The 22,348-nt window shown below is 71.9% G+C and carries 21 protein-coding genes; 4 read left to right on the plus strand and 17 right to left on the minus strand.

The genetic code is table 11. From position 1 onward, the window contains the following. Nucleotides 1-9: 9 nt before the first annotated feature. Both JYK18_RS38360 and JYK18_RS38365 read right to left on the minus strand, forming a co-directional pair. A complete protein-coding gene (locus JYK18_RS38360; RefSeq protein WP_206809938.1) occupies nt 10-753 on the minus strand; it encodes a hypothetical protein in 744 nt (247 codons plus the stop codon). Nucleotides 754-803: 50 nt separating this feature from the next. Further along, nucleotides 804-2,258: a hypothetical protein gene (locus JYK18_RS38365; RefSeq protein WP_206809940.1), complete on the minus strand. Its 1,455-nt coding sequence runs from the start codon at nt 2,256-2,258 to the stop codon at nt 804-806. Between the two features lie 80 nt (nt 2,259-2,338). Here JYK18_RS38365 and JYK18_RS38370 point away from each other — a divergent pair, with 80 nt between their 5' ends. Further along, nucleotides 2,339-2,776 carry a PPOX class F420-dependent oxidoreductase gene (locus JYK18_RS38370; protein WP_206808711.1) on the plus strand — a complete coding sequence of 146 codons (438 nt, stop codon included), beginning with the start codon at nt 2,339-2,341 and terminating at the stop codon, nt 2,774-2,776. 594 nt (nt 2,777-3,370) lie between these two features. Beyond that, nucleotides 3,371-5,374, plus strand: coding sequence for a PQQ-dependent sugar dehydrogenase (locus tag JYK18_RS38375; protein ID WP_242583939.1), 2,004 nt, complete (start codon nt 3,371-3,373; stop codon nt 5,372-5,374). Nucleotides 5,375-5,429: 55 nt separating this feature from the next. On the opposite strand, the gene whiA is transcribed toward JYK18_RS38375, so the two are convergent. Genes whiA through uvrC form a run of 4 tightly spaced genes read right to left on the minus strand, consistent with a single transcriptional unit; the run spans nt 5,430 to nt 10,291 of the window. After that, nucleotides 5,430-6,416 (minus strand): DNA-binding protein WhiA, encoded by a 987-nt coding sequence (whiA, locus tag JYK18_RS38380; RefSeq protein WP_153031426.1) that lies wholly within the window; start codon nt 6,414-6,416, stop codon nt 5,430-5,432. Beyond that, entirely contained in the window at nt 6,407-7,393 is a 987-nt protein-coding gene (gene yvcK, locus JYK18_RS38385; protein ID WP_206808712.1) for a uridine diphosphate-N-acetylglucosamine-binding protein YvcK, read from the minus strand. Before yvcK ends, whiA begins: the two co-directional genes overlap by 10 nt. 10 nt (nt 7,394-7,403) lie before the next feature. Next, nucleotides 7,404-8,261 carry an RNase adapter RapZ gene (gene rapZ, locus JYK18_RS38390; protein ID WP_113691204.1) on the minus strand — a complete coding sequence of 286 codons (858 nt, stop codon included), beginning with the start codon at nt 8,259-8,261 and terminating at the stop codon, nt 7,404-7,406. A gap of 35 nt (nt 8,262-8,296) precedes the next feature. Then, entirely contained in the window at nt 8,297-10,291 is a 1,995-nt protein-coding gene (gene uvrC, locus JYK18_RS38395; protein ID WP_206808713.1) for an excinuclease ABC subunit UvrC, read from the minus strand. A 249-nt stretch (nt 10,292-10,540) separates the two neighbouring features. Between uvrC and JYK18_RS38400 the strand changes: the two genes are divergently transcribed. Both JYK18_RS38400 and JYK18_RS38405 read left to right on the plus strand, forming a co-directional pair. Further along, nucleotides 10,541-11,245 carry a DUF1986 domain-containing protein gene (locus JYK18_RS38400; protein WP_206808714.1) on the plus strand — a complete coding sequence of 235 codons (705 nt, stop codon included), beginning with the start codon at nt 10,541-10,543 and terminating at the stop codon, nt 11,243-11,245. 113 nt (nt 11,246-11,358) lie between these two features. Further along, entirely contained in the window at nt 11,359-12,138 is a 780-nt protein-coding gene (locus JYK18_RS38405; RefSeq protein ID WP_206808715.1) for an exodeoxyribonuclease III, read from the plus strand. Between the two features lie 226 nt (nt 12,139-12,364). Here the strand turns inward: JYK18_RS38405 and JYK18_RS38410 are convergent, their stop codons facing one another. From JYK18_RS38410 to ggt, 11 genes are all read right to left on the minus strand, one after another. Beyond that, nucleotides 12,365-12,820: a PH domain-containing protein gene (locus tag JYK18_RS38410; RefSeq protein ID WP_206809945.1), complete on the minus strand. Its 456-nt coding sequence runs from the start codon at nt 12,818-12,820 to the stop codon at nt 12,365-12,367. A gap of 11 nt (nt 12,821-12,831) precedes the next feature. Next, nucleotides 12,832-13,338, minus strand: a complete 507-nt coding sequence (gene ribH / locus JYK18_RS38415) for a 6,7-dimethyl-8-ribityllumazine synthase (RefSeq protein WP_206808716.1) — start codon at nt 13,336-13,338, stop codon at nt 12,832-12,834. Next, entirely contained in the window at nt 13,335-14,657 is a 1,323-nt protein-coding gene (locus JYK18_RS38420) for a bifunctional 3,4-dihydroxy-2-butanone-4-phosphate synthase/GTP cyclohydrolase II (RefSeq protein ID WP_206808717.1), read from the minus strand. The genes ribH and JYK18_RS38420 overlap by 4 nt, the downstream gene beginning before the upstream one ends. Continuing rightward, nucleotides 14,654-15,304, minus strand: a complete 651-nt coding sequence (locus JYK18_RS38425) for a riboflavin synthase (protein WP_206808719.1) — start codon at nt 15,302-15,304, stop codon at nt 14,654-14,656. The genes JYK18_RS38420 and JYK18_RS38425 overlap by 4 nt, the downstream gene beginning before the upstream one ends. Before the next feature lie 24 nt (nt 15,305-15,328). After that, nucleotides 15,329-16,000 (minus strand): ribulose-phosphate 3-epimerase, encoded by a 672-nt coding sequence (gene rpe / locus JYK18_RS38430; protein ID WP_206809947.1) that lies wholly within the window; start codon nt 15,998-16,000, stop codon nt 15,329-15,331. A gap of 94 nt (nt 16,001-16,094) precedes the next feature. Beyond that, nucleotides 16,095-17,078: a zinc-binding dehydrogenase gene (locus JYK18_RS38435; RefSeq protein ID WP_206808720.1), complete on the minus strand. Its 984-nt coding sequence runs from the start codon at nt 17,076-17,078 to the stop codon at nt 16,095-16,097. A 64-nt stretch (nt 17,079-17,142) separates the two neighbouring features. Further along, nucleotides 17,143-17,646, minus strand: coding sequence for a flavoprotein (locus tag JYK18_RS38440; protein ID WP_206808721.1), 504 nt, complete (start codon nt 17,644-17,646; stop codon nt 17,143-17,145). Next, complete coding sequence (locus JYK18_RS38445) at nt 17,646-18,962, minus strand: RsmB/NOP family class I SAM-dependent RNA methyltransferase (protein WP_307796343.1); 1,317 nt, start codon at nt 18,960-18,962, stop codon at nt 17,646-17,648. The genes JYK18_RS38440 and JYK18_RS38445 overlap by 1 nt, the downstream gene beginning before the upstream one ends. Continuing rightward, nucleotides 18,854-19,423, minus strand: a complete 570-nt coding sequence (locus tag JYK18_RS47250; RefSeq protein WP_242583942.1) for a hypothetical protein — start codon at nt 19,421-19,423, stop codon at nt 18,854-18,856. The genes JYK18_RS38445 and JYK18_RS47250 overlap by 109 nt, the downstream gene beginning before the upstream one ends. Before the next feature lie 81 nt (nt 19,424-19,504). Continuing rightward, on the minus strand, nt 19,505-20,437 hold the full coding sequence (fmt, locus tag JYK18_RS38450; RefSeq protein WP_206808723.1) for a methionyl-tRNA formyltransferase: 933 nt from the start codon (nt 20,435-20,437) through the stop codon (nt 19,505-19,507). A gap of 102 nt (nt 20,438-20,539) precedes the next feature. Then, the gene (gene ggt / locus JYK18_RS38455; RefSeq protein WP_206808724.1) at nt 20,540-22,348 is read right to left on the minus strand and encodes a gamma-glutamyltransferase; all 1,809 of its coding nucleotides are present in this window, start codon (nt 22,346-22,348) and stop codon (nt 20,540-20,542) included.

Below are 22,348 nucleotides of genomic sequence, written 5' to 3' on the forward strand. Positions count from 1 at the left end.
CTGTTCCCGTTACTGGAGGGTGTCCGAGATGGTCGCGCGCAGGCTGCCGCCGCCGTCGGCGACCTCGAGCACGCCGAGCGCCAGCAGCTCCTCGAAGGCCAGGTCGGCGGCCAGTTCGCGGACCTGGATCTGGTAGCGCGGGGTGGTCCGGTAGGTGCCGCCCTGCTCGGTGCTGACCTGCACCAGGAAGCCCTGGTCGGCGAGGAAGCGCAGGGCGCGGGCGACCATGCCGCGGGTGGTGTCGGGGGCGAGCCTGCCGTCCTTGGTCGCCGCGGCCGCCGGGCGGCGGGCGTAGGCGCGCCACGCCTGTTCCAGCTCGGGGGCGTCGGCCAGCGGGTCGTTGTTCGCCTCGGCGGCGGCCGCGCGGTCGTCGAGGATGCGGCAGGCCTCGCGGACCATGCCGTCGACCTGCTCGACGCTGACCCGGCCGATGTAGGTGTCGTTGGCCAGGTCGTCCGGGCGGGGGTAGCCGAGCGCGGCGACGGCCAGGTGGATCAGCCCGTGCAGCACCTTCTCGGTGTCGCGGCGCTCGCGGATCTTGCTCTGCCGCGCGTAGCTGTCCATCTTGATCTCGAACACCGACTCGTCGGTGGCCGCGAGCACCGCACCGGCGGCGGTGCTCACCTCCAGCACCATCAGCCCGAGCCCGGCCGCCACCGCGTGGGTCAGCTGCTTGAACGCGCTGTCCTCGCCGTAGCGCCGGACCAGGTCGCCGTAGACCACGTCGCGGGCGGGCAGTTGCTTCGGCCGCATGCCGAACGAGATCAGCCTGGCCGCCGCTTCGGCGTCGTTGGTCAGTGCGCTCACGCGGCCCCCTCCGTGTTGTCTTCCCCCGGCTCGACCTGCGCGGTCATCAGCAGCAGGTCCGATCCGCCGAACTCCGGGTCGTCGAGTTCGGTGCCGTCGTCGACGGCCAGCAGCACCCGCCGCTCCCCCTGGCGGATGGCCGCGCCGACCTCAGGACCATAGGCGTGCACCGCGCGGAGCGCGACCAGGCGGGGCAGGGACGGGTCCAGCCGGCGCGCCTCCTCGATCAGCCCGGACAGCCGCCGCGGCACCTCCGGCAGGGTGAGCAGCTCGTCGGCCTGGCGCCACTGCTCGTCGGAGTAGCGGTCGGTGTCCTCGGCGGGCAGCAGCTCGGGCTCGGGCACCTCGCCGACCAGCTGGTCGCGTTCGGGTGCCGGGCGCAGCAGCAGCGAGACCAGCGCGGACAGCGACGGCACCACCGGCACGGTCACCCCGATCCCGGCGTGGAAGTAGCGTCGCATGGGTTCGACCGCGTCGGCCAGCGGCAGTCCCAGGGTGGGCACCAGGAGCTGGCCGAACAGGTCGATCGCGGCGCGCTGCGGCGGGCCGGAGAACTGCTGGCGGTCCTGTTCGGCCCGGAAGATGGCGCCGGCCGCCTGCAGGCGCGACTGCAGCTGGGTGTGCCGCCGGATGCACTCGCCGACGATGTCGACCAGCTCGGCCGCGCGGCGCTTGTGCACCGGGTCCTCGGCCTCATCGCGGGCGGCGGTGATGTTCTTCAGGATCGCGTTCTCCGCGCGGAACCGGGACTCGATGTGGGTGAGCGCGGAGTCCAGCAGGTCCGGGATCTCCAGTTCCCAGTCGACCGCGCGCACGTCGCGCCGGGTGGCGTCCAGCTTCGCGCGCAGCGTCTCGCCGTACTGGACGGTGCGGTAGCGGGCCTGCTCGGCGGCGAGCTTGGCGTCGGTCAGCCTGCCGCGGCTGATCAGGTTCTCCAGTTTGACCTCGGCCGCGATCTGGGCGGACTCGACGTCGGTGTCGAGCGCGCCGACCAGGACGTTGATCGCCTCGTCGGTGGCGCGCAGGTAAACCTCGCCGTCCGGTGCGGCCAGTTCGACCAGGAGCTTGAAGTCGAAGGCGCGGCGCTGGTAGGCGCCGTCCGAGCCGACCGAGCCGTAGACCCGGCGGAAGCCGCGGTCGGTGGTGCCGACGTTGATCAGGTTGTCCAGCACCCAGCGCGCCACCCTGGTGTGCTCGGCGGCGGGCCGGTGCGGGGCCTGCGAGGCGATGAACGGGAGCAGGCGCTCGACCACCTGGTGGTGGTCCGCGCCGGTGTCGAAGTCCATCGCGATGGTGACCTGGTCGATGGTGTGCAGCGCGATCTCGGCCATCTGGTAGACGGTGGCGTCGGCCCAGTCGAGTTTGGCCTTGCGCGCGTCCAGGTCGTGCAGCGGCGCGGTGCAGGCGAGCGCCTTCAGCCGGCGGGTCAGCCCCTCGTCGCCCGCGGTGATCAGCTCTTCGGTGTGCACAGCGAGCCAGGTTAGCCTTTCGCGATGGGCGCGCCAGCGGGCGCATCGGTAGCGTCTGCCCCATGCGCGAGATGAGTAGGGACGAGTGGTGGGCCTTCGCCGGCGAGGGGACGCGGACGGGCAAGCTGGCGGTGGTGCGGGCGAACGGCGCGCCGCACGTCACGCCGGTGTGGTTCGTGCTGAACGAGGGGCCCGGTTACGACGAGCTGATCTTCAACACCGGGCGGGATTCGCTCAAGGGCAAGGCGTTCCGCCGGGATCCCCGGCTGTCGCTGTGCGTGGACGACCAGCGGCCGCCGTACTCGTACCTGCAGTTCACCGCTGAGGCCACGCTGCACGAGGACCTCGACGAAATGCTGGAGTGGGCCACGCGGATCGGGACGCGGTACATGGGCGCCGAGCAGGGCGCGGCTTTCGGCAAGCGGAACGCGGTACCCGGCGAGTACCTCGTTCGAGCGAAGATCACCAAGGTACTGGCGCACGCGGACGTCGCGGACTGACGGCGGCCACGCACCACTTGGACACGCGGCCCGCGCTCGTCAGGAGCGCGGCCCGCGCTCGTTAGCCGCACGATCCGCGCTCGTCAGAAACGCGGACCGCACTCGTCAGCCACACAGTCCCCGCTCGTCAGGAACGCGGACCGCACCCGCTAGCCGGGCGGCCGCACACCAGCCACCCTTCCTTGGCGCGATCCGCGCTGGTCAATCGCCGTGACCGCACCGCCTCGCGGCCACCGCTCGCCCCTCCCCAACGGCAGTAGCCGAAGCCGACCGATGGCGGAGCATCTCCCGAGCGCCTCCCCGGCCAATTCTCCAGCCGCCACCGCCGACCTGCCGCCCGATCGCACCCGTCCGGCCGCTTGCCTTCACCCGATCGAGCGAGCCTGCTTCGCGCTGTGTAAGCGCTTACAGCAACCGTTGACAGCAAACCGTCTTCCGGTGTGGGATCTCCACGAACCATCGGACAGGAAAGTTTCCTAACCAATTAGCGCCGCCGCAGCTCCGCCCCTCTCCCGACAACGACGTTAGGAGGCTCCAGTGAGATTACGGGCATCTCGGGTTCCCCCGGCCCCGCGCGTGCTCCTGGCCTGCGGCTTGGCCATCACGATCACCCTCACGACCACCACGACCCCGGCGAACGCCGCCCCGGCCGACTACGAGGCCGAGAACGCGCTCGTCTCGAACGGCGTGGTCGAAAGCAACCACGCCGGCTACTCCGGCAGCGGCTTCGTCAACTACGACAACGCGCCCGGCGGTTACGTCGAGTGGACCGTGCCCTCCGGCGCCGCCGGTCCGACCGACCTGACCTTCCGCTTCGCCAACGGCACCGCGGCGAACCGCAAGATGGACATCACCGTCGACGGCACCCTGGTCGTCGACGACCACGCCTTCCCCGGCACCGGCGCGTGGACCACCTGGCAGACCACCACCATCAAGGCCACCCTGAGCGCCGGCTCGAAGGTTCGCGCGACCGCGGTGACCGCCGACGGCGGCCCCAACGTGGACAAGCTGACCGTCGCCGCGACCGACGCCGAAGCGCCCCAGGCCCCGCCGAACCTGCGTTCAACCGGTAAGACACACAACAGCGTCTCGCTCGCCTGGGACGCCGCGACCGACAACATCGGCGTCACCGGTTACGACATCTACCAGCACGGACAGCTCATGAAGAGCGTCGCCGCGGTCGCCACGACGGTCGACGGGCTCACCGCCGACACCACCTACGACTGGACCGTCTTCGCCAAGGACGCCGCGGGCAACATCTCCCCCGCCAGCAACGCCGTCGCAGTGAAGACCGATCCCGCACCCCCGGACGCCCAGGCGCCGACCGTGCCGGGCACGCTGAGTTCACCCGGCAAGACCGCGACCACCGTCGACCTCGCCTGGGGCGCCTCCACCGACAACGTGAAGGTCACCGGGTACGACATCTTCCGCGACGGCACCCAGTCCGGTTCCGCCGACGGCGCGGCCACCACGGCGACGGTCGGCGGGCTGACCACCGGCCAGTCCTACAAGTTCCGCGTCCGCGCCAGGGACGCCGCCGGGAACGTGTCCGGCTTCGGCAACGAGATCACCGTGACCCCGGCCGCCGGCGGTCCGGCCGGCGTGCCCGACCCCGGCACGGTCACCCAGATCGGCGGTGGCACCGACATCGCCTGGGGACTCGGCTTCCTGCCCGACGGCTCCGCGATCATCACCGAACGCGAGACCTTCAACGTCTACCGGCTCACCGAGTCCGGCACCCGCACGCCGCTGGGCAAGGTGCCCGGTGCAATGGGCACGACCGGCGAAGGCGGCGCACTCGGTGTGGAGGTCTCCCCCACCTTCGCCACCGACGGGTTCATCTTCATCTACCACACCGCGAGCGGCGGAAATCAGCTCGTGCGCGCGAAGCTGACCGGCAACCAGCTGTCCGGCTGGACCACGCTGCTCGGCGGCGTGCCGAAGAGCAAGTACCACAACGGCGGACGACTGCGGTTCAGCCCGGACGGCAAGTACCTGTTCATCTCCACCGGTGACGCGCAGAACGGCAGCAACGCGCAGAACCTGAACAACAACGCGGGCAAGATCCTGCGCCTCCACCCCGACGGCACCATCCCGGCGGACAACCCGTTCCCCGGCAAGGCGATTTGGAGCTACGGCCACCGCAACGTCCAGGGCCTCGACTTCGATTCGAAGGGCAGGCTGTGGTCCTCGGAGTTCGGCAACTCCAGTCAGGACGAGGTCAACCTGATCACCAAGGGCGGCAACTACGGCTGGCCCGGCTGCGAAGGCACCTCGGGCAGCTGCTCCGGCACCATCGCGCCGAAGAAGACCTGGTCCACCTCGTCGGCGTCGCCGAGCGGGCTGACCATCATCAACGACCACGTGTTCGTGGCCACCACCGTGGGCCAGCGCGTCTACCGGCTGCGGATCGACGCGAACGCGAACCTCGTCGAGCAGAAGGCGTACTTCCAGGGCACGTACAACCGGTTGCGCACGGTCGAGGTCGATCGCGACGGTGACATCTGGCTGACCACGACCACCGACAAGGACGGCGTGGCGGGCAACGACCGCGTGCTCCACATAGACATCCGGTACGCGAACGGGCGCACCGGATAACCGGTGGCGGCTGGGGTGGTTGAGCGGCGGCGGGCCACCCCAGTCGCTTCCCGGGTCAGGCTTCTTCTTCGAGCATCTCCGCGGTGACCGCCGACTCGGTGTCCGGCACGCCGGTCTCGCGGGCCTTCTTGTCGGCCATCGCGAGCAGGCGCCGGATCCGGCCGGCCACCGCGTCCTTGGTCATCACCGGGTCGGAGAGCTGGCCCAGTTCCTCCAGCGAGGCCTGCCGGTTGGACAGCCGGAGCTTGCCCGCGGCGAGCAGGTGGTCCGGCGCCGAGTCGCCGAGGATGTCCAGCGCGCGCTCCACCCGCGCCGCGGCCGCGACGGCGGCGCGCGCCGAGCGCCGCAGGTTCGCGTCGTCGAAGTTCGCCAGCCGGTTCGCCGTGGCCCGCACCTCGCGGCGCATCCGGCGCTCTTCCCACTGCAGCACGCTCGAATGCGCGCCGAGGCGGGTCAGCAGCGCGCCGATCGCGTCGCCGTCGCGCACCACCACGCGGTCCGCGCCGCGCACCTCGCGCGACTTCGCCTGGATGCCCAGCCGCCGGGCCGCGCCGACCAGTGCCAGCGCCGCCTCCGGTCCGGGGCAGGTGACCTCCAAAGAGGACGAACGACCCGGTTCGGTCAGCGAGCCGTGCGCCAGGAAAGCCCCGCGCCAGGCGGCTTCGGCGTCGGCCACCCCGCCGGACACCACCGCCGCGGGCAGTCCGCGCACCGGCCGCCCGCGCTGGTCGATCAGCCCGGTCTGCCTGGCCAGCCCCTCGCCGTCCTTGACCACGCGCACCACGTACCGGGTGCCCTTGCGCAGGCCGCTGGAGGAGATCACGTGCACATCGGACTGGTGCCCGTACAGGTCGTGGATCTCCCGGCGCAGCCGCCGCGCCACCGACCCGGTGTCCAGCTCGGCCTCGACCACCACCCGGCCGCCGACGATGTGCAGGCCGCCGGCGAACCGCAGCAGGGAAGCCACCTCCGACCGCCGCGGCCCGATCTTGGTGATCTCCAGCCGGCTCAGCTCGTCCTTGACCGATGCGGTCATCGCCATCGCCCCTGCCCCTCCTGCTCTGCCTGTTCGCTCCGGCCCGCCGGGCCGAGAGCCTCTCGCACGCACTTCGCCAGCGCATCCGGATCGTGCCTGCCCGCCACGTCCGGGTCGGCGATGGAGACCAGATGCGCTGTCGCTCCCAGCTCCGCGGCGGCCTGGCGCAACCGGACCGGGGTCGGTACCCAGTCGCGGTCCGCGACCACCACGTCCACCTTCAGCCGGGGAGCGTGCTCGAAGAGTACGTGCAGATGCCGTTCGGGTGAGAAGCCAGCCGTCTCACCCGGTTGCGGGATGAGGTTCAGGATCACCACCTTGGTCGCCTTCGTGCGCACCAGCGCGTCGTGCAGTCCCGGCACCAGCAGGTGCGGCAGCACGCTGGTGAACCACGATCCGGGGCCGAGGAACACCGCGTCCGCGCCGAGCACCGCGTCCACCGCTTCGGCGCACGCCGCCGGTGGTTCACCGGGACGACCGGGGTTGCGCAGGGTGATCCGCTTGACCTGACCGGGTGTGCTCGCCACCGCGACCTGACCGCGGATGCGGCTGACCGCGCCGTTCTCCAGCCCGGTCACCTCCGCCTCGATCTCCAGCGGTTCCGGGCACATCGGCAGCACCCGGCCGGACGCGCCGACCAGCCGGACCGCCTCGTCGAGCGCGGCCACCGGATCCCCGAGCACCTCGAACAACCCGGCCAGCAGCAGGTTGCCCACCGCGTGCCCGTTGAGCGCGCCGTGGCCGCCGAACCGGTGCTGGAACACCTCCGCCCACAGCGTGCCGCCGTCCTCGGTGGCGGTCAGCGCGGCCAGCGCCTGCCGCAGGTCACCGGGCGGCAGCAGGCCCAGTTCGCGGCGCAGCCGTCCCGACGACCCCCCGTCGTCGGCGACGGTCACCACCGCGGTGACGTCCTCGGTGATCCGCCGCAACGCGGTGAGGGTGGCGTGCAGGCCGTGCCCGCCACCGAGCGCGACAGCGCGCAAAATCCGCTCCTTACTCGCGGCCGAGGTCGCGGTGCACGACCTTGACCGCCATACCGTCCTCATTGGACAGACGTCGCGCCAGTTCCTCGGACAGGGCGACGCTGCGGTGCTTGCCACCGGTGCAGCCGACGGCGAGGGTCAGGTACCGCTTGCCCTCGCGCTTGTAGCCGGCGCCGACCAGGCGCAGCAGCTGATGGTAGCGGTCGAGGAACTCCTCGGCGCCCTCCTGGCTGAGCACGTAGTTGCGCACCTCGCCGTCGAGCCCGGTGTGCTCGCGCAGTTCCGGGATCCAGAACGGGTTCGGCAGGAAGCGCACGTCCATCACCAGGTCGGCGTCCATCGGCAGGCCGTACTTGTAGCCGAAGGACAGCACGGTGACCCTGGTCTGCGTGCTGGCCTCGGAGCCGAACGCGTCCTCGATCTTCGCGCGCAGCTCGTGCACCGACAGCGCCGAGGTCTCCAGCACCAGGTCGGCCTCCTCGCGCAACGGCGCCAGCAGCGCGCGCTCGGCGGTGATGCCGTCGGCGAGCCTGCCGTCGCCCTGCATCGGGTGCCCGCGCCGGACCGCCTCGAACCGGCGCACCAGCACCGCGTCGGTGGCCTCCAGGAACAGCACCCTCGGCTTGTAGCCGCGGGCGTCGAGGTCCTTGATCACCGAGGCGAGGTCGTCGGTGAACGCGCGCGAGCGCACGTCCATCACCACCGCGACCTTGGTGATCGCGCCCCTGGCCTGTGCCCCCAGTTCGACCATGGTGGCGATCAGCTCCGGTGGCAGGTTGTCCACCACGAACCAGCCGAGGTCCTCCAGGCACTTGGCCGCGGTGCTGCGGCCGGCCCCGGACAGCCCGCTGACCACCGCCACCTCCATCCCGGAGGTGTGCTCCCTGTTCTCCTGCTCCCCGCTCACGTGCCCGTTTCCCCTTCTGTGGTGGTGGCCGTGGTGGTGGCGCCCTCCCCGGCCAGTGCGGCGTGCACCGCCTGCGCGGTGCGCCTGCCGACACCGGGCACTCCCGAGATCTCGTCCACCGTGGCCTGCTTGAGTTTCTTCACCGAACCGAAGTGCTTGATCAGCGCCGTGCGCCGTGCCTGCCCGAGACCGGGTACACCATCCAAAGCGGACACCTGCAGCCGCTTCGACCGCTTCTCGCGGTGGTACCTGATCGCGAACCGGTGCGCTTCGTCACGCACGCGTTGCAGAAGGTACAGCGCGTCCGAGGTGCGCGGCAGGATGACCGGGTCCGGATCGGCGGGCAGCCACACCTCCTCGAGGCGTTTGGCCAGTCCGACCACCGCGACGTCGGTGATGCCGAGCTCGGCGAGCACGTCCGCGGCGGCGGTGGCCTGCGGTCCCGCCCCGTCGACCACCAGCAGGTTCGGCGGGTAGGCGAACTTCCGCGGCCGGCCGGTCTCGGGGTCGATGCCGGGCGCCGGGCCCTCCGGCCCGGTCGGGGCGTCGGCATCGGCGCTCTCGCTGGTTTCCTTCAGATACCGGGCGAACCGCCGTCGCACCACCTCGGCGATCGAGGCGACGTCACCCTCTTCGGCGGCCTCGCGGAGGGCGAACCGGCGGTACTCGGACTTGCGCGGCACGCCGTCCTCGAAGACCACCAGCGACGCGACCACGTCGGTCCCGGCGATGTGGCTGATGTCCACGCATTCGATGCGCAGCGGCGCCGAGTCCAGCGCGAGGTGCTCCTGCAGTTCGGCGAGCGCGGCCGAGCGTGCGGTCAGGTCGCCCGCGCGGCGCAGCTTGTGCTGGGCGAAGGCCTCCGAAGCGTTGCGGGTGACGGTTTCGGCGAGCGCGCGCTTGTCACCCCGCTGGGGGACCCGCAGCCGCACCTTGGCCCCGCGCAGGCCGGACAGCCACTCCTCCACCGCTTCGGCCTCGGCGGGCAGTTCGGGCACCAGCACCTCGCGCGGCACCGGCGAGCCGGTGCCGTCCTCACCGGGGTCGAGTTCGGCCTGTTCGCCGTAGAACTGGGCGATGAACTGCTCGACCAGCGCGGGGACGTCCATCTCCTCGGCCTTGTCGACCACCCAGCCGCGCTGTCCGCGCACCCGGCCGCCACGCACGTGGAACACCTGGACCGCGGCCTCGAGTTCGTCGTGCGCGAAGGCCACGACGTCGGCGTCGGTGCCGTCGCCGAGCACCACCGCCTGCTTCTCCATCGCGCGCCGCAGGGCGCCGAGGTCGTCGCGCAGGCGAGCCGCCCGTTCGAACTCCAGTTCCTCGGAGGCCTGCGCCATCTCGCGCTCCAGGCGGCGCATCATCAGGTCGGTGCGCCCGGCGAGGAAGTCGCAGAAGTCCTCGACGATGCCGCGGTGCTCGTCGGCGGACACGCGGCCGACGCAAGGCGCCGAGCACTTGCCGATGTAACCGAGCAGGCACGGCCTGCCGATCTGGGTGTGCCGCCGGAACACCCCGGCCGAGCAGGTGCGCGCCGGGAACACCCGGAGCAGCAGGTCGAGCGTCTCGCGGATGGCCCACGCGTGCGCGTACGGGCCGAAGTAGCGGACGCCGCGCTTGCGCGCGCCGCGGTAGACGTGCAGCCGGGGGTACTCCTCGTGCAGGGTCACCGCGAGGACCGGGTAGGTCTTGTCGTCGCGGTAGCGCACGTTGAACCGCGGGTCGAACTCCTTGATCCAGTTGTACTCCAGCTGGAGTGCCTCGACCTCGGTGCCGACCACGGTCCACTCCACGCTCGCCGCGGTGGTGACCATCTGGCGGGTGCGCGGGTGCAGCCCGGACAGGTCGGCGAAGTACGAGTTCAACCGGCTGCGCAGGCTCTTCGCCTTGCCGACGTAGACGACCCGGCGGGTGGAATCGCGGAACTTGTACACGCCGGGGGCGTCGGGAATGCTCCCCGGCGAAGGGCGGTAGGTCGACGGGTCAGCCACGACGACAAGCCTATGGCGCCGCCCCGACAGTCTCGCGCACCCCCGGCTCTCACCCGCCGGGTGGAACTCCGGAAGAACCGGATCCGGTGACGTTATGACGCGCGGTAGGAAAATTACCTCCTTCCGTAGGGAACCCGCCACCATCCGACGATCGTCGGTACCTGCGGTGTGACGCGGTTGATTACTTTCCGCTGCAACGCCGAAATCCTCGGTGGTCCTGAAGCCCGGTTTCCTGAAAGGACCTCGACTGTGAGCCGAGTCCGTACCCTTGGCGCCGCCTGTGCCGCCTCCGCCACGCTCGCCATGACGCTGTTCGCCGGCGGTGTCGCCAGTGCCAACGGCGTGCAGCCGTTCATCGTCGGCGGCGAGGACGCCCCGGCCGTGCCGTGGGGTGCCCAGATCTACGTCGGCGGGAACTTCAACTGCTCGGGCAGCATCATCGCCGCCGAGTGGGTGCTCACCGCGGAACACTGCCTCGGCGACTCGATGAGCGTGAAGGTCGGCAGCAACGACCTCGGTTCCGGCACCGAGTCGGCGGTGGACCAGCAGGAGGTCTCGCCGGAGGGCGACATCGCGCTGCTGCACCTGAGCACGCCGATCGAGGCCGAGTTCATCACCCTCGGCGACGCGGACCCGGCCGTCGGCTCGACCAACGACATCTACGGCTGGGGTCGCACCACCCCGACCGGCCCGGCCTCGCCGGTGCTCAAGACCGCGCAGGTCAAGGTGACCGGTCAGTCCACCGACGCCTACGGCGGCCCGGCCATCCAGAGCGAGGGCGTCAACGGCTCGGCGTGGAAGGGCGACTCGGGCGGCCCCCAGATCGCCGACGGCAAGCAGGTCGGTGTCGCGTCCACCGTGCAGAACCAGGACGGCAGCAACACCACCGGCACCAACAACTACGCGAGCGTGGCCAGCAGCCGCTCCTGGATCAGCCAGACCGCCGGCGTCTGAGTTCGACCGGTTCGACCAGTTCGACCGGCCCTGATCCGCGGCCGCTTCCGCCGGGCACCGACCCGGCGGGGGCGGCCGTTCCCATGTCCGGGGGCGGTCTGGACAATGGGCGCATGCGCATCGCCACCTGGAACGTGAACTCCGTCGGCGCCCGCCTGCCGCGGCTGCTGAGCTGGCTCGAGTCGAACCAGCCCGACGTGCTGTGCCTCCAGGAACTCAAATGCGACAGCGACGCGTTCCCGCACGCGGAGGTCCGTGAGCTCGGGTACGAGACCGCGGCCTACGGCATCGGGCGGTGGAACGGGGTGGCCATCCTTTCGCGCGTCGGGCTGGAGGACGTGCAGCGGGGGCTCGTCGACCAGCCCGGTTACGAGGACGCGGTCGAGCCGCGTGCGATCGGCGCGACCTGCGGCGGGGTGCGGGTGTGGTCGGTGTACGTGCCGAACGGGCGCGTGCCGGGGCACGCGCACTACGACTACAAGTTGAACTGGTTGAACGCGCTGCGCGAAACGATCGAGGCGGAGAAGAAGCTCGACCTGCCGTTCGCGGTGCTCGGTGACTTCAACATCGCCCCCGCCGACGTCGACGTGTGGGACATCACCGCCTACGCCGACTCGACGCACGTGACCGCGCCGGAGCGCGAGGCGCTGGAGAAGGTGCTCGCCGCCGGACTGACCGACGTGCTGCCGCGGCCGCTGAAGTACGACCACCCGTTCACATATTGGGACTACCGGCAGCTGGCCTTCCCGAAGAACCGCGGGATGCGCATCGACCTGGTCCTCGCCGACGCCCGCTTCGCCGACGCGATCACCGACTCGTACGTCGACCGCGAAGAACGCAAGGGCAAGGGCGGCTCGGACCACGCGCCGGTCGTGGTCGACCTGGCGGTCTGAGCCACCGGGTCGAACCAGGTCGACCTGGTTCGACCCGGTTCGGCTCGTTTCGGCTCGGTTCGACCCGCTTCAGCCCGGCCCGCGCGCCGGGGCTCCACCCGGCGCGCGTTGAACTCGCACGCCCCACGCCAGCCTGCTCCAGCCGGGCCGCCCCGCGTTCAGCCAGCGCGACCGGGGCCCAACCAGGGCGAGCCGGTTCAACCAGCTCGACCTGGCCCGGTAAGCCTCAGTCCTGGCGTTCCTCGTGGTACTGGCGGTGCAGCTTCCGCAGCGCCCGTACCGCCGCCACCGCGCGCTCCCGGTCGACGGCCTGCACGGCCAGCACCGAGTGGTACTCGTCCTCCGGCAGTTCGAGCCGCGCGAACGACGCGCCATCGGGGAAGCTCACCGACAGCACCTCCCCCCACGAGAACCGCCGCGTGCCCCACACGTTGCGCACGCTGATGCCCTCGGCATCGGCTGTCGCCTTCGGGACGGCGAACAGCATGGTCAGCCCGGCCAGCAGCACCCCGATGCCGATCATCGCCACCTGGTCGGCGGTCTGGAAGATCACCCCGGTGTCCGACTGGCGCAACAGCACCGCCACGGTGGTGAACACGCCGATCAGCAGCAGCGCCAGCGCCGCGCACATCCACACCGCCCGGCGCGGGCGGACGGACACGGCGGCTTGCTCGGTGGTCATGGTCGTCCCGGTCACACGAATCCTCGTTCGGTCCACGGCTGCCGCAGTCCCCGCAGCACGTGCGCGGTGTCCAGCGCCGCCACGGTCGCCTCGGCGCCCTTGTCCTCGGCCGAACCGGGCAGCCCGGCCCGGTCCAGTGCCTGTTGCTCGGTGTCGCAGGTGAGCACCCCGTTGCCGACCGGCGTGCTCTCGTCCAGCGCCACCCTGGTCAGCCCCGCGGTCACCGCGTCGCACACGTACTCGAAGTGCGGGGTCCCCCCGCGGATCACCACGCCGAGCGCGACCACCGCGTCGTGCGTGCGCGCCAGCGCCTGCGCGACCACCGGCAGTTCCACCGCGCCGGACACCCGGACCACGGTGGGCTCCTCCTCCAGCTTCGCCTCGCGGGCGGTGGCCAGCGCGCGGTCGAGCAGGCTGCCGGTGATCTCCTCGTGCCACCGGGTGGCCACGATCGCCAGCCGCAGGTTCGCGCACTCGCTCAGGTCGAGCCCGCTCGACGGCCGTCCTTCTCCGCTCACCGGCCGCTACCGCCGTTCACCACGTCGTCCGCGTCGACCGCGCCGACCCCGTCGAAGTGCTCCAGCTGCGACAGGTCGTGCCCCATCCGGTCGCGCTTGGTCTTGAGGTACCGCAGGTTCTCCGGGTTGGGCGAGATCGGCAGCGGCATCCGCCCGGTCACGCGCAGCCCGTAGCCCTCCAGGCCGACGCGTTTGGCCGGGTTGTTCGTCAGCAACCGCATCGACTTCACGCCGAGGTCGCACAGGATCTGCGCGCCCGTGCCGTAGTCACGCGCGTCGGCGGGCACGCCGAGCGCGAGGTTCGCGTCGACCGTGTCGGCCCCGGCGTCCTGCAGCTGGTACGCCTGCAGCTTGTGCAGCAGGCCGATCCCCCGGCCCTCGTGTCCGCGCACGTAGAGCACGATGCCGCGCCCCTCCTGCGCGACCGCGGCCAGCGCGGCGTCGAGCTGCGGGCCGCAGTCGCACCGGAGCGACCCGAACACGTCGCCGGTCAGGCACTCGGAGTGCACGCGGACCAGGATGTCCTCGCCGTCGCCGATCTCGCCGTAGACGAACGCGACGTGCTCGATGCCGTCGAGCAGGCTGTCGTAGCCGACCGCGCGGAAGGTGCCCGCGGCCAGCGGGATGCGCGCCTCGGCGACCCGCTCCACCTGCTTCTCCGTGCGACGGCGGTAGGCGATCAGGTCGGCGATGGTGATCAGCTGCAGGTCGTGGTCGGCGGCGAAGATCTCCAGCTCGTCGCGCCGGGCCATGTCGCCCTCGTCCTTCTGCGAGACGATCTCGCAGAGCACACCGGCCGGCGACAGCCCGGCCAGTCGCGCCAGGTCGACCGAGGCCTCGGTGTGCCCGGGCCGCCGCAGCACCCCGCCCTCCTTCGCGCGCAACGGCACCACGTGGCCGGGGCGGCGGAAGTCACCGGGAGTGGTCTTCGGGTCGGCCAGCAGCCGGATGGTCTGGCAGCGGTCGGCGGCCGAGATACCGGTGCTGATGCCCTCGGCGGCGTCCACCGTCACGGTGTACGCGGTGCCCCGCTGGTCCTGGTTGGTGTGGTACATCGGCGGCAGGTCCAGGCGCTGGCAGTCCTGTTCGGTCAGCGCGACGCAGACGTAGCCCGAGGTGTAGCGGACCATGAAGGCCAGCAGCTCCGGGGTGGCCTTCTCGGCGGCGAAGATGAGGTCGCCCTCGTTTTCGCGGTCCTCGTCGTCCACCACGACCACCGGCTTGCCCGCCCGGATGTCGGCGATGGCCCGGTCGATCGCGGCGACCTGGCCGCCGGGGGTGGTCCCGCTCACCGGCGCCCACTCGTCGATGTCACTCATCCGCGCTGCTCCTTGGTGCCGCCGTCAGTACCGCCATTGTCCACCGTGTACCCGCCGGCGGCGGGCAGATGTGGTGCAGCCAGCTTCTCCACGTACTTGGCCAGCACGTCGACCTCGAGATTGACCGATTCGCCCGGTTCCCGCCTGCCGAGAGTGGTCAGCTCCAGCGTGGTCGGGATGAGCGCGATGGAGAACTCCTCGGCGGAGATGGCGGCCACCGTCAGCGACACCCCGTCCACCGCGATGGACCCCTTCTCCACCACGTACCTGGCCAGTTCCGGCGGCAGCGCGAAGTGGGTCAGCCCGTCGGGGTCGCGGGAGAGGAACACGCCGGTCCCGTCCACGTGCCCCTGCATGATGTGCCCGCCGAGGCGGTCGCCCAGCGCGGTCGCGCGCTCCAGGTTGACCCGGTCGCCGGTGGCCACCTTGGCCAGGCTGGAGCGGCGCAGCGTCTCGTGCACCACGTCCACGGTGAAGGTGTCGCCGCTGACCTCGACCACGGTCAGGCACACGCCGTTGACCGCGATCGAATCGCCGTGCTTGGCGTCCGAGGTGACCAGCGGCCCCCGCACCGCGAGGCGGGCGGCGTCGGTGAGTTCCTCAACCGCGGTGATCTCGCCGAGTTCCTCGACGATGCCGGTGAACACTGCAACGGCCTCCTGTGTAGTAGGTCAGCGCCCGGAGGCCTGGACGGCTTGCCGGCGCAACGCGGCGACGGCCTTGCCGGGGTCCTCGGCGCCGTAGACCGCGGAGCCCGCGACGAAGCAGTCGACCCCCGCCTCCGCGGCCTGTTCGATGGTGTCGGCGTTGATCCCGCCGTCGATCTCGACCAGCAGCTTGAGGTGACCGGTGTCGACCAGGCGGCGCGCGGTGCGCACCTTCTCCAGCACGTCGGCGATGAACGACTGGCCGCCGAAGCCCGGTTCCACCGACATCACCAGCAGCGTGTCGTAGTGCTTGAGCGTGTCGAGGTGGTCCTCCAGCGGGGTGCCGGGCTTGATCGACAGGCCCGCCTTGGAGCCGGCCGCCCGGAGGTCCTTCGCCAGCTTCACCGGATCGTGGGCCGCCTCGACGTGCACGGTCACGTTGTGCGCGCCCGCCTCGGCGTACCCGATCGCCCAGCGGTCGGGGTCCTCGATCATCAGGTGGCAGTCCAGCGGCAGGTCGGTGTGCTTGAGCAGCGACTGCACCACCGGCAGGCCCAGCGTCAGGTTCGGCACGAAGTGCGCGTCCATCACGTCGACGTGCACCCAGTCGGCGCGGTTCTCGCCGTCGCCGGCGACGGCTTCGATCTCCGCGCCGAGCCGGGCGAAGTCTGCGGACAGGATGCTGGGTGCGATCAAGGGTCGTGGTGCCACGACCCGCAGTCTAGGAGGTCGGCCCCCGGCGTCCGTCTCGCATGCTGCGATGCTCACGTCACGGCTGGGACACGCCCGGTCACGGGCGGAGCACGACCTTGCCCACGGTGCGGCGGGACACCAGATCGGTGTGCGCCCGCGCGACCTCGGCCAGCGGGATCGGCTCGTTGACCAGCGGCACGATCCGCCCGGCGGCCACCTCGGCCAGTGCCTGGTCCTCCAGCGCGCGCATCGCGCCCGGCACGCGCAGCATCCGCTGGCCGATCGGCACCGAGACGGTCAGGCCGCGGCCGTAGAAGTCCATTGCGGACAATTCCGGCGCCCGGCCGGCCGACCAGCCGAACATGACCATCCGGCCGCCGACGCCGAGCAGCTTGAGGGCGACCTCGCCCTGGCTGCCGCCGACGCCGTCCAGCGCGACGGTCAGTTCGCGGTCGCCGAGGGCCTCCTTGACGCGGTCGGCCCAGTCGTCCTCCGAGTAGTCGAAGACCAGGTCAGCGCCGAGTTCACGGACGATCGCCAGCTTCTCCGGTCCGCGCGCGAGGCCGATCACGAGCGCGCCCGCGTTGTGCGCGTACTGCACGGCGAAGCTGCCGATGCCCCCGGCCGCCGCGGTGACCAGCACGGCGTCGTCCGAGGTGATCTTCGCCTCGTTCAGCACGGCCATCGCGGTCCGGCCGGTGCCGATGGTGGCGACGGCGCCCTCGTCGGTGACGCCGTCCGGGATCTCCTGCAACGCGGTCACCGGCGCGACGGCCAGTTCCGCGTAGCCGCCGCTGGCCGGGCCCAGGTGCGCCACCACGCGCTTGCCCAGCCATCTCGAGTCGGCGTCCTCGCCGAGTTCGTCGACCACACCGGCCACTTCGCGGCCCGGGGTCATCGGGAGTTCGGGCAGCGGCATCGGCCCGCCGCCGATGCCCTGGCGGATCGTGGTGTCGAGCAGGTGCACCCCGGCCGCGCGGACGCGGATCCGCACCTGCCCGTGCCGCGGTTTCGGGTCCTCGACCTCCTCGTACCGGAGGTTCTCGGCCGGGCCGAACTCGTACTGGCGGATGGCGCGCATGGGTGGCTCCAAGATCGTTTCGACGGGTCTCGAGACGACCGTAGAAGCTCAAGTTAACTTGAGGTCAACCGTCCAGTTCGTCGAGCACCGGGGTCCACGCACCGCCGTGGTCCAACCGGTTCAACCGCACCCCGGCACCGCCGAGCGCGGCCAGGTGCCCCGCCCACGCCGGGTGCTGGAACCGCGCGTCGCGCACCTGGTAGCCGACCGCGATGGTCACGCCCGGTTCACCCAGCGCGTCACCGAGCACGGTCAGCGCCTGGTTGTCGGCCAGCCCGAGCGCGAGCTTCGCCACCGAGTTGGCCGACGCGGGCGCGAACAGGAAGTGCGCCGGATCCGGGTGCGGCCGCGGCTCACCGGGTAGTCGCGAGGTCGACCGCACGGCGAGGTCGGTGAGCTCCTGCAGGCGCTCCAGTTCGCCCGCCGCGTTCAACCAGCGCGACGCGGTCGGGGTGAGCGTGATGGCCAGCCGCCAGCCCCTGGCGGCAGCGGGTTCGGCGAGCTCGGTGCGGAAACGGGTGTCGAGCCCGCCACACGAACTGGCGACGAGCCCGAGCACTCGATCCATCAGGTCGTCTCCGGACGACGCAGGACCGCGCAGAACATCGCGTCGGTGCCGTGGCGGTGCGGCCACAGCTGCACGTACGGCCCGTCGCCGAGCTGCGGCACACCGGGGAAGAACTCGCGCGCGTCGAGCGTCTCGGCCTTGGCCCGCCGGGCGGTCTCGCCCACCACGCCCTCGGTCTCGGCGAGGTGCGGCGAGCAGACCACGTAGGTGACGATGCCGCCGGGCCGGACCAGCTCCAGCGCGGCGGTGAGCAGCTCGCCCTGCAGCTTGGTCAGCTCCGCCACGTCCGACGGCTGGCGCCGCCAGCGCGACTCGGGACGGCGGCGCAGCGAGCCGAGACCGCTGCACGGCGCGTCGACCAGCACGCGGTCGTAGCCCGCTTCCAGCTCCAGCTCACGCCCGTCGCCGACGTGCACGGTCACCGGCAGGCCCTCGGTGGACTTGCGGACCAGGTTCGCCCGGTGCGGCGCCTTCTCCACCGCGTCCACGGTGGCGCCGGACAACGACGCGAGCGCGCCGAGCAGCGCGGCCTTGCCGCCAGGGCCGGCGCACAGGTCGAGCCAGCGCTCGTCCCGGCCGTCGACCGGGACCTTGGTCACCGCGACCGCGCACAGCTGGCTGCCCTCGTCCTGGACGGCGGCCAGTTTTTCCTTCACCGGCTCGGCGTCGGCGGGGTCACCGGCACCGGCGGCCAGCCGCACGCCGTAGGGCGAGTAGGGCGCCGGGTCGCCGCCGGTGATCGCGGCGAGTTCGTCCGCGGAGATCTCACCGGGTCGTGCGACGAGGTGGACCTCGGGACGCGCGTCATCCGCGGCGAGCGCCGCCTCCAGCTCGGGCCCCTTGTCCCCCAGCGCTTCGGCGAAGGAGCGGGCGACCCAGCGCGGGTGCGCGGTGCGCAGCGCGAAGTTGCCGATCGGGTCCTCGTCGGGCGACGGCGCGAGCTCGTCGAGCCAGGCCGCTTCGTCCTTGGCCGAGACGGCGCGCAGGACGGCGTTGACGAAACCCGCGGTGTGCGACCCCGCGTCGGCGCGCACGAGGTCCACAGTGGACGTCACGGCGGCGTGCTCGGGGATGCGGGTGCGAAGCAGCTGGTAGGCACCCAGCCGGAGACCGTCCAGCACGGCACCATCCACTTTGGACAGCGGTCGATCGATGCAGGCGGCGATCACGGCGTCGAGCAGGCCCTGCGCGCGGGAGGCGCCGTAGGTTAGCTCGGTGGCCAGGGCGGCGTCGCGGCCCTTGATCCGGCGCTCGCGGAGGAGGTCGGGGAGGACGAGGTTGGCGTAGGCGTCGCGCTCGCGGACCGCGCGCAACACGTCGAGCGCCACCCGGCGAGCCGGATCCTCCGGCGGTGGCCGCCTGGGCCCATCCTTGCGCGGCGCCGGACGGCCTCGCTGGGGCCTGGAGGGGCGCCTTTCTCCACGATCGCCGCGGTCGCCACGCTCTCCGCGACCACCACCCGCACCGTGGCCACCACGCTCTCCGTGGCCACCTCGCTCGCCTTGACCACCACGCTCGTTGCGGCCCCCGTACCCGCCGCGGTCGCCCCCGTCGGTACGGTCACCGCGTCCGCCGCGGTCGCCCGAAGGCCTGCGGTCCCCGTAGCCTTCCCTGCCGCCGCGGCCGCCCCGGTCGCGCTGGCCCCCGCGGTCACGGTCGTCCCGGCCGCCCCGGTCGCTTCGGGCGTCCCGGCCACCTCGATCACCCCGGTCACCTCGATCACCGCGGGCACCCTGGTCGCCTCGATCGTCCCGGCCACCCCGGTCACTGCGGGCACCTCGATCACCCCGGTCACCTCGGTCGCGCCGATCGCCGTGGTCGCGCCTGTCGCCCCGGTCGCCCGGGCCTTCCTGGCTGGTCATGTCAGGCGCTCTCCCTGCTCGATCCTCGTGCCGCGCGCCCAATCGGTGGCAGCCATCCGTTTTTTGCCCTGCGCCTGCACCTGGCCGAGCACCACCGGCTTGGTGGCGGTCCCGGCGAGCACCCGCTTGCGCTCCACCCGCAGTTCCCCCGGCTCGAGCGCGGGCTCGTCGCCGTCCGAAATGGACACCGGGCCCAGCTTGAACCGCTCCCCGCGGAACTCCGCCCACGCCCCGGGATCCGGGGTGACCGCGCGGATCAGCCGGTCCACCGCCAGCGCCGGATCGGTGAACGATACCCGCGCGTCGTCGACCGCGATCTTCGGTGCGTAGCTGACGCCTTCGGCGACCTGCTCCACCGCGGTCAGCTTGCCGTCCTCAATGCCGTCCATTGTGGACAGCAGCAGCCGGGCACCGGACTCGGCGAGCCTGCCGAGCAGTTCCCCGGCGGTGTCGGAGGCGGCGATCTTCTCGGTCACCACGCCGAAAACCGGCCCGGCGTCGAGTTCCTTGACGATGCGGAAGGTCGACGCGCCGGTGATCTCGTCCCCGGCCCGGACGGCCGCCTGCACCGGTGCGGCACCACGCCAGGCGGGCAGCAGCGAGAAGTGCAGGTTCACCCAGCCGTGCACCGGGATGTCGAGCGCGGACTGCGGTAGCAACGCACCGTAGGCGACCACCGGGCAGGCGTCCGGCGCCAGTTCGGTCAGCCGCGCCAGGAAATCCGGGTCGCCCGCGCGCGCCGGGGTGAGCACCTCGATGCCGTGCTCGTCGGCGAGCGCGCCGACCGGCGAGCGCAGCACCTTGCGACCGCGGCCGGCCTGGGCGTCGGGCCGGGTCACCACGGCGACGACCTCGTGGCGGCCGGAGTCGAGCAGGGCGCGCAGCGCGGGCACGGCCGGTTCCGGGGTACCGGCGAAGACCAGCCTCATCGGACCCCCTCGGGGGCTCCGGCGGGTGGCGGGGGAAAGTCAGCGAGAGCGAACATCACCGGCGAGTCTAGCCACCGGCGATGTCCGCCCCGATCTCGCCGGTCAGGGGTGCGGAACGGGCAGCACCACCCTGGCCGAGCCACCACCGCGCCGCACCGTTTCGGCGGCGGCGAGCCAGCGGCCGTCCGGCAGCCGTTCCACCGCGGTCGCCGCGCCGATCTCCGTGGGCGCGGAAGCGAACTCCTGGCCGCGCGCCTTCAGTTCCGCGGTCTCCGGCTGGTTCAGGAACGCCGGCTCCACCTGGGCGTTGTCCGAGTTCCGCTGCGAGGCGCGTGGTTCGGCGATGGCCTCCACGAGCGACAGGTCGCGGTCCAGCCGCCCGGTCAGCACCTGCAGCACGGTGGTGATGATCGACGCGCCACCCGGTGAACCGGCGGCGAGGAACGGCTTGCCGTCCTTGAGCACGATCGTCGGTGCCATCGAGGACCGCGGGCGCTTGCCGGCGCCGGGCAGGTTCGGGTCCGGCACGCCGGGGGTCACCGGGACCATGGAGAAGTCGGTCAGCTCGTTGTTCAGCAGGAAGCCCCGGCCGGGCACGACCATGCCGCTGCCGCCTTCCTGCTCGATGGTCAGCGTGTAGGCGACCATGTTGCCCCATTTGTCCGCCGCGGTGAGGTGCGTGGTGTTCTCGCCCTCGTACGGCGTCGGCGCCGGGACGGGGCCTGCCGCGCACGGCTGCGGGTTCCGCGGGTCACCGGGCGCGACCGGGCTGACCAGCGCCTGCGCCGGGTCGATCAGGCAGGCGCGGCTGTCCGCGAACTCCTGGCCGATCAGCTCGTCGGCGGGCACGTCGACGAAGTCGGGGTCGCCGATCCAGCGGTTGCGGTCGGCGAAGGACAGCCGGGTCGACTCGAGGAACCGGTGCAGGTAGTCGGCCTTGTCCAGGTCCGCGAGGTCGGTGCCTTCGAGGATGTTGAGCGCCTCGCCGACGGTCAGCCCGCCGGACGAAGGCGCCGGCATGCCGTAGACGTCCAGCCCGCGGTACTCGGTGTGCGTCGGCTCGCGGTCGACCGTGCGGTACTTCTCCAGGTCGGACTTGGTCAGCCTGCCCGGGCGCACGTTGAGCCCGGCGGCCGGATCGACCGGCGGTTGCTGGACGGTGCGCACCACGTCCTCGCCGATGCGGCCGCGGTAGAGCGACGCGGTGCCGGTGCGGGCGAGTTCGCCGTAGGTCTTGGCGAGGTCCGGGTTGGCGAACTTGCTGCCGACCACCGGCGGCGCGCCGCCGGGCAGGTAGAGGTCGCGCGTGTCCGGGAACGCCTTGAACCGGGCGGCGTTGTTGGCGATCTGGTCGTGGAAGGTCTTGTCCACCGTGAATCCGCGCCTGGCCAGGTCCTCGGCCGGCTTCATCGCCCTGGCCAGCGGCAGCGTGCCCCATTTGCGCAGCGCGTCGCGCCAGGTGGCCGGGGTGCCGGGCGCGCCGACGGACAGCCCGCTGGTCACCGCCTCGGCGAACGGGATGGCCTTGCCGTTCTCGACGAAGAGGTTCTCGTCCGCGGTGGCGGGGGCGGTCTCGCGGCCGTCGATCGTGTGCACCTTGCCGGTGCGGGCCTCGTAGAAGACGAAGAACCCGCCGCCGCCGATCCCCGCGGAAAACGGGTCGGTGACGCCGAGCGCTGCGGCCGTGGCGACCGCGGCGTCCACCGCGTTGCCGCCGCGGCGGAGCACGTCGATGCCGATCTGGCTGGCGTCGGCGTCGATGCTGGACACCGCGCCGAGGTAGCCGACCTGCTCCGGGACCTTGCCCGGCGGCGCACCGGGCGCGGCCGACGCGGGTGCACCGGCGGTGAGCAGTGCCGTCGCGCACGACACGGCGAGAACTCTGCGGAGGGTTCTGCGCTGAACAGGCAT

The organism is Amycolatopsis sp. 195334CR, from assembly GCF_017309385.1.
Lineage (GTDB): Bacteria > Actinomycetota > Actinomycetes > Mycobacteriales > Pseudonocardiaceae > Amycolatopsis.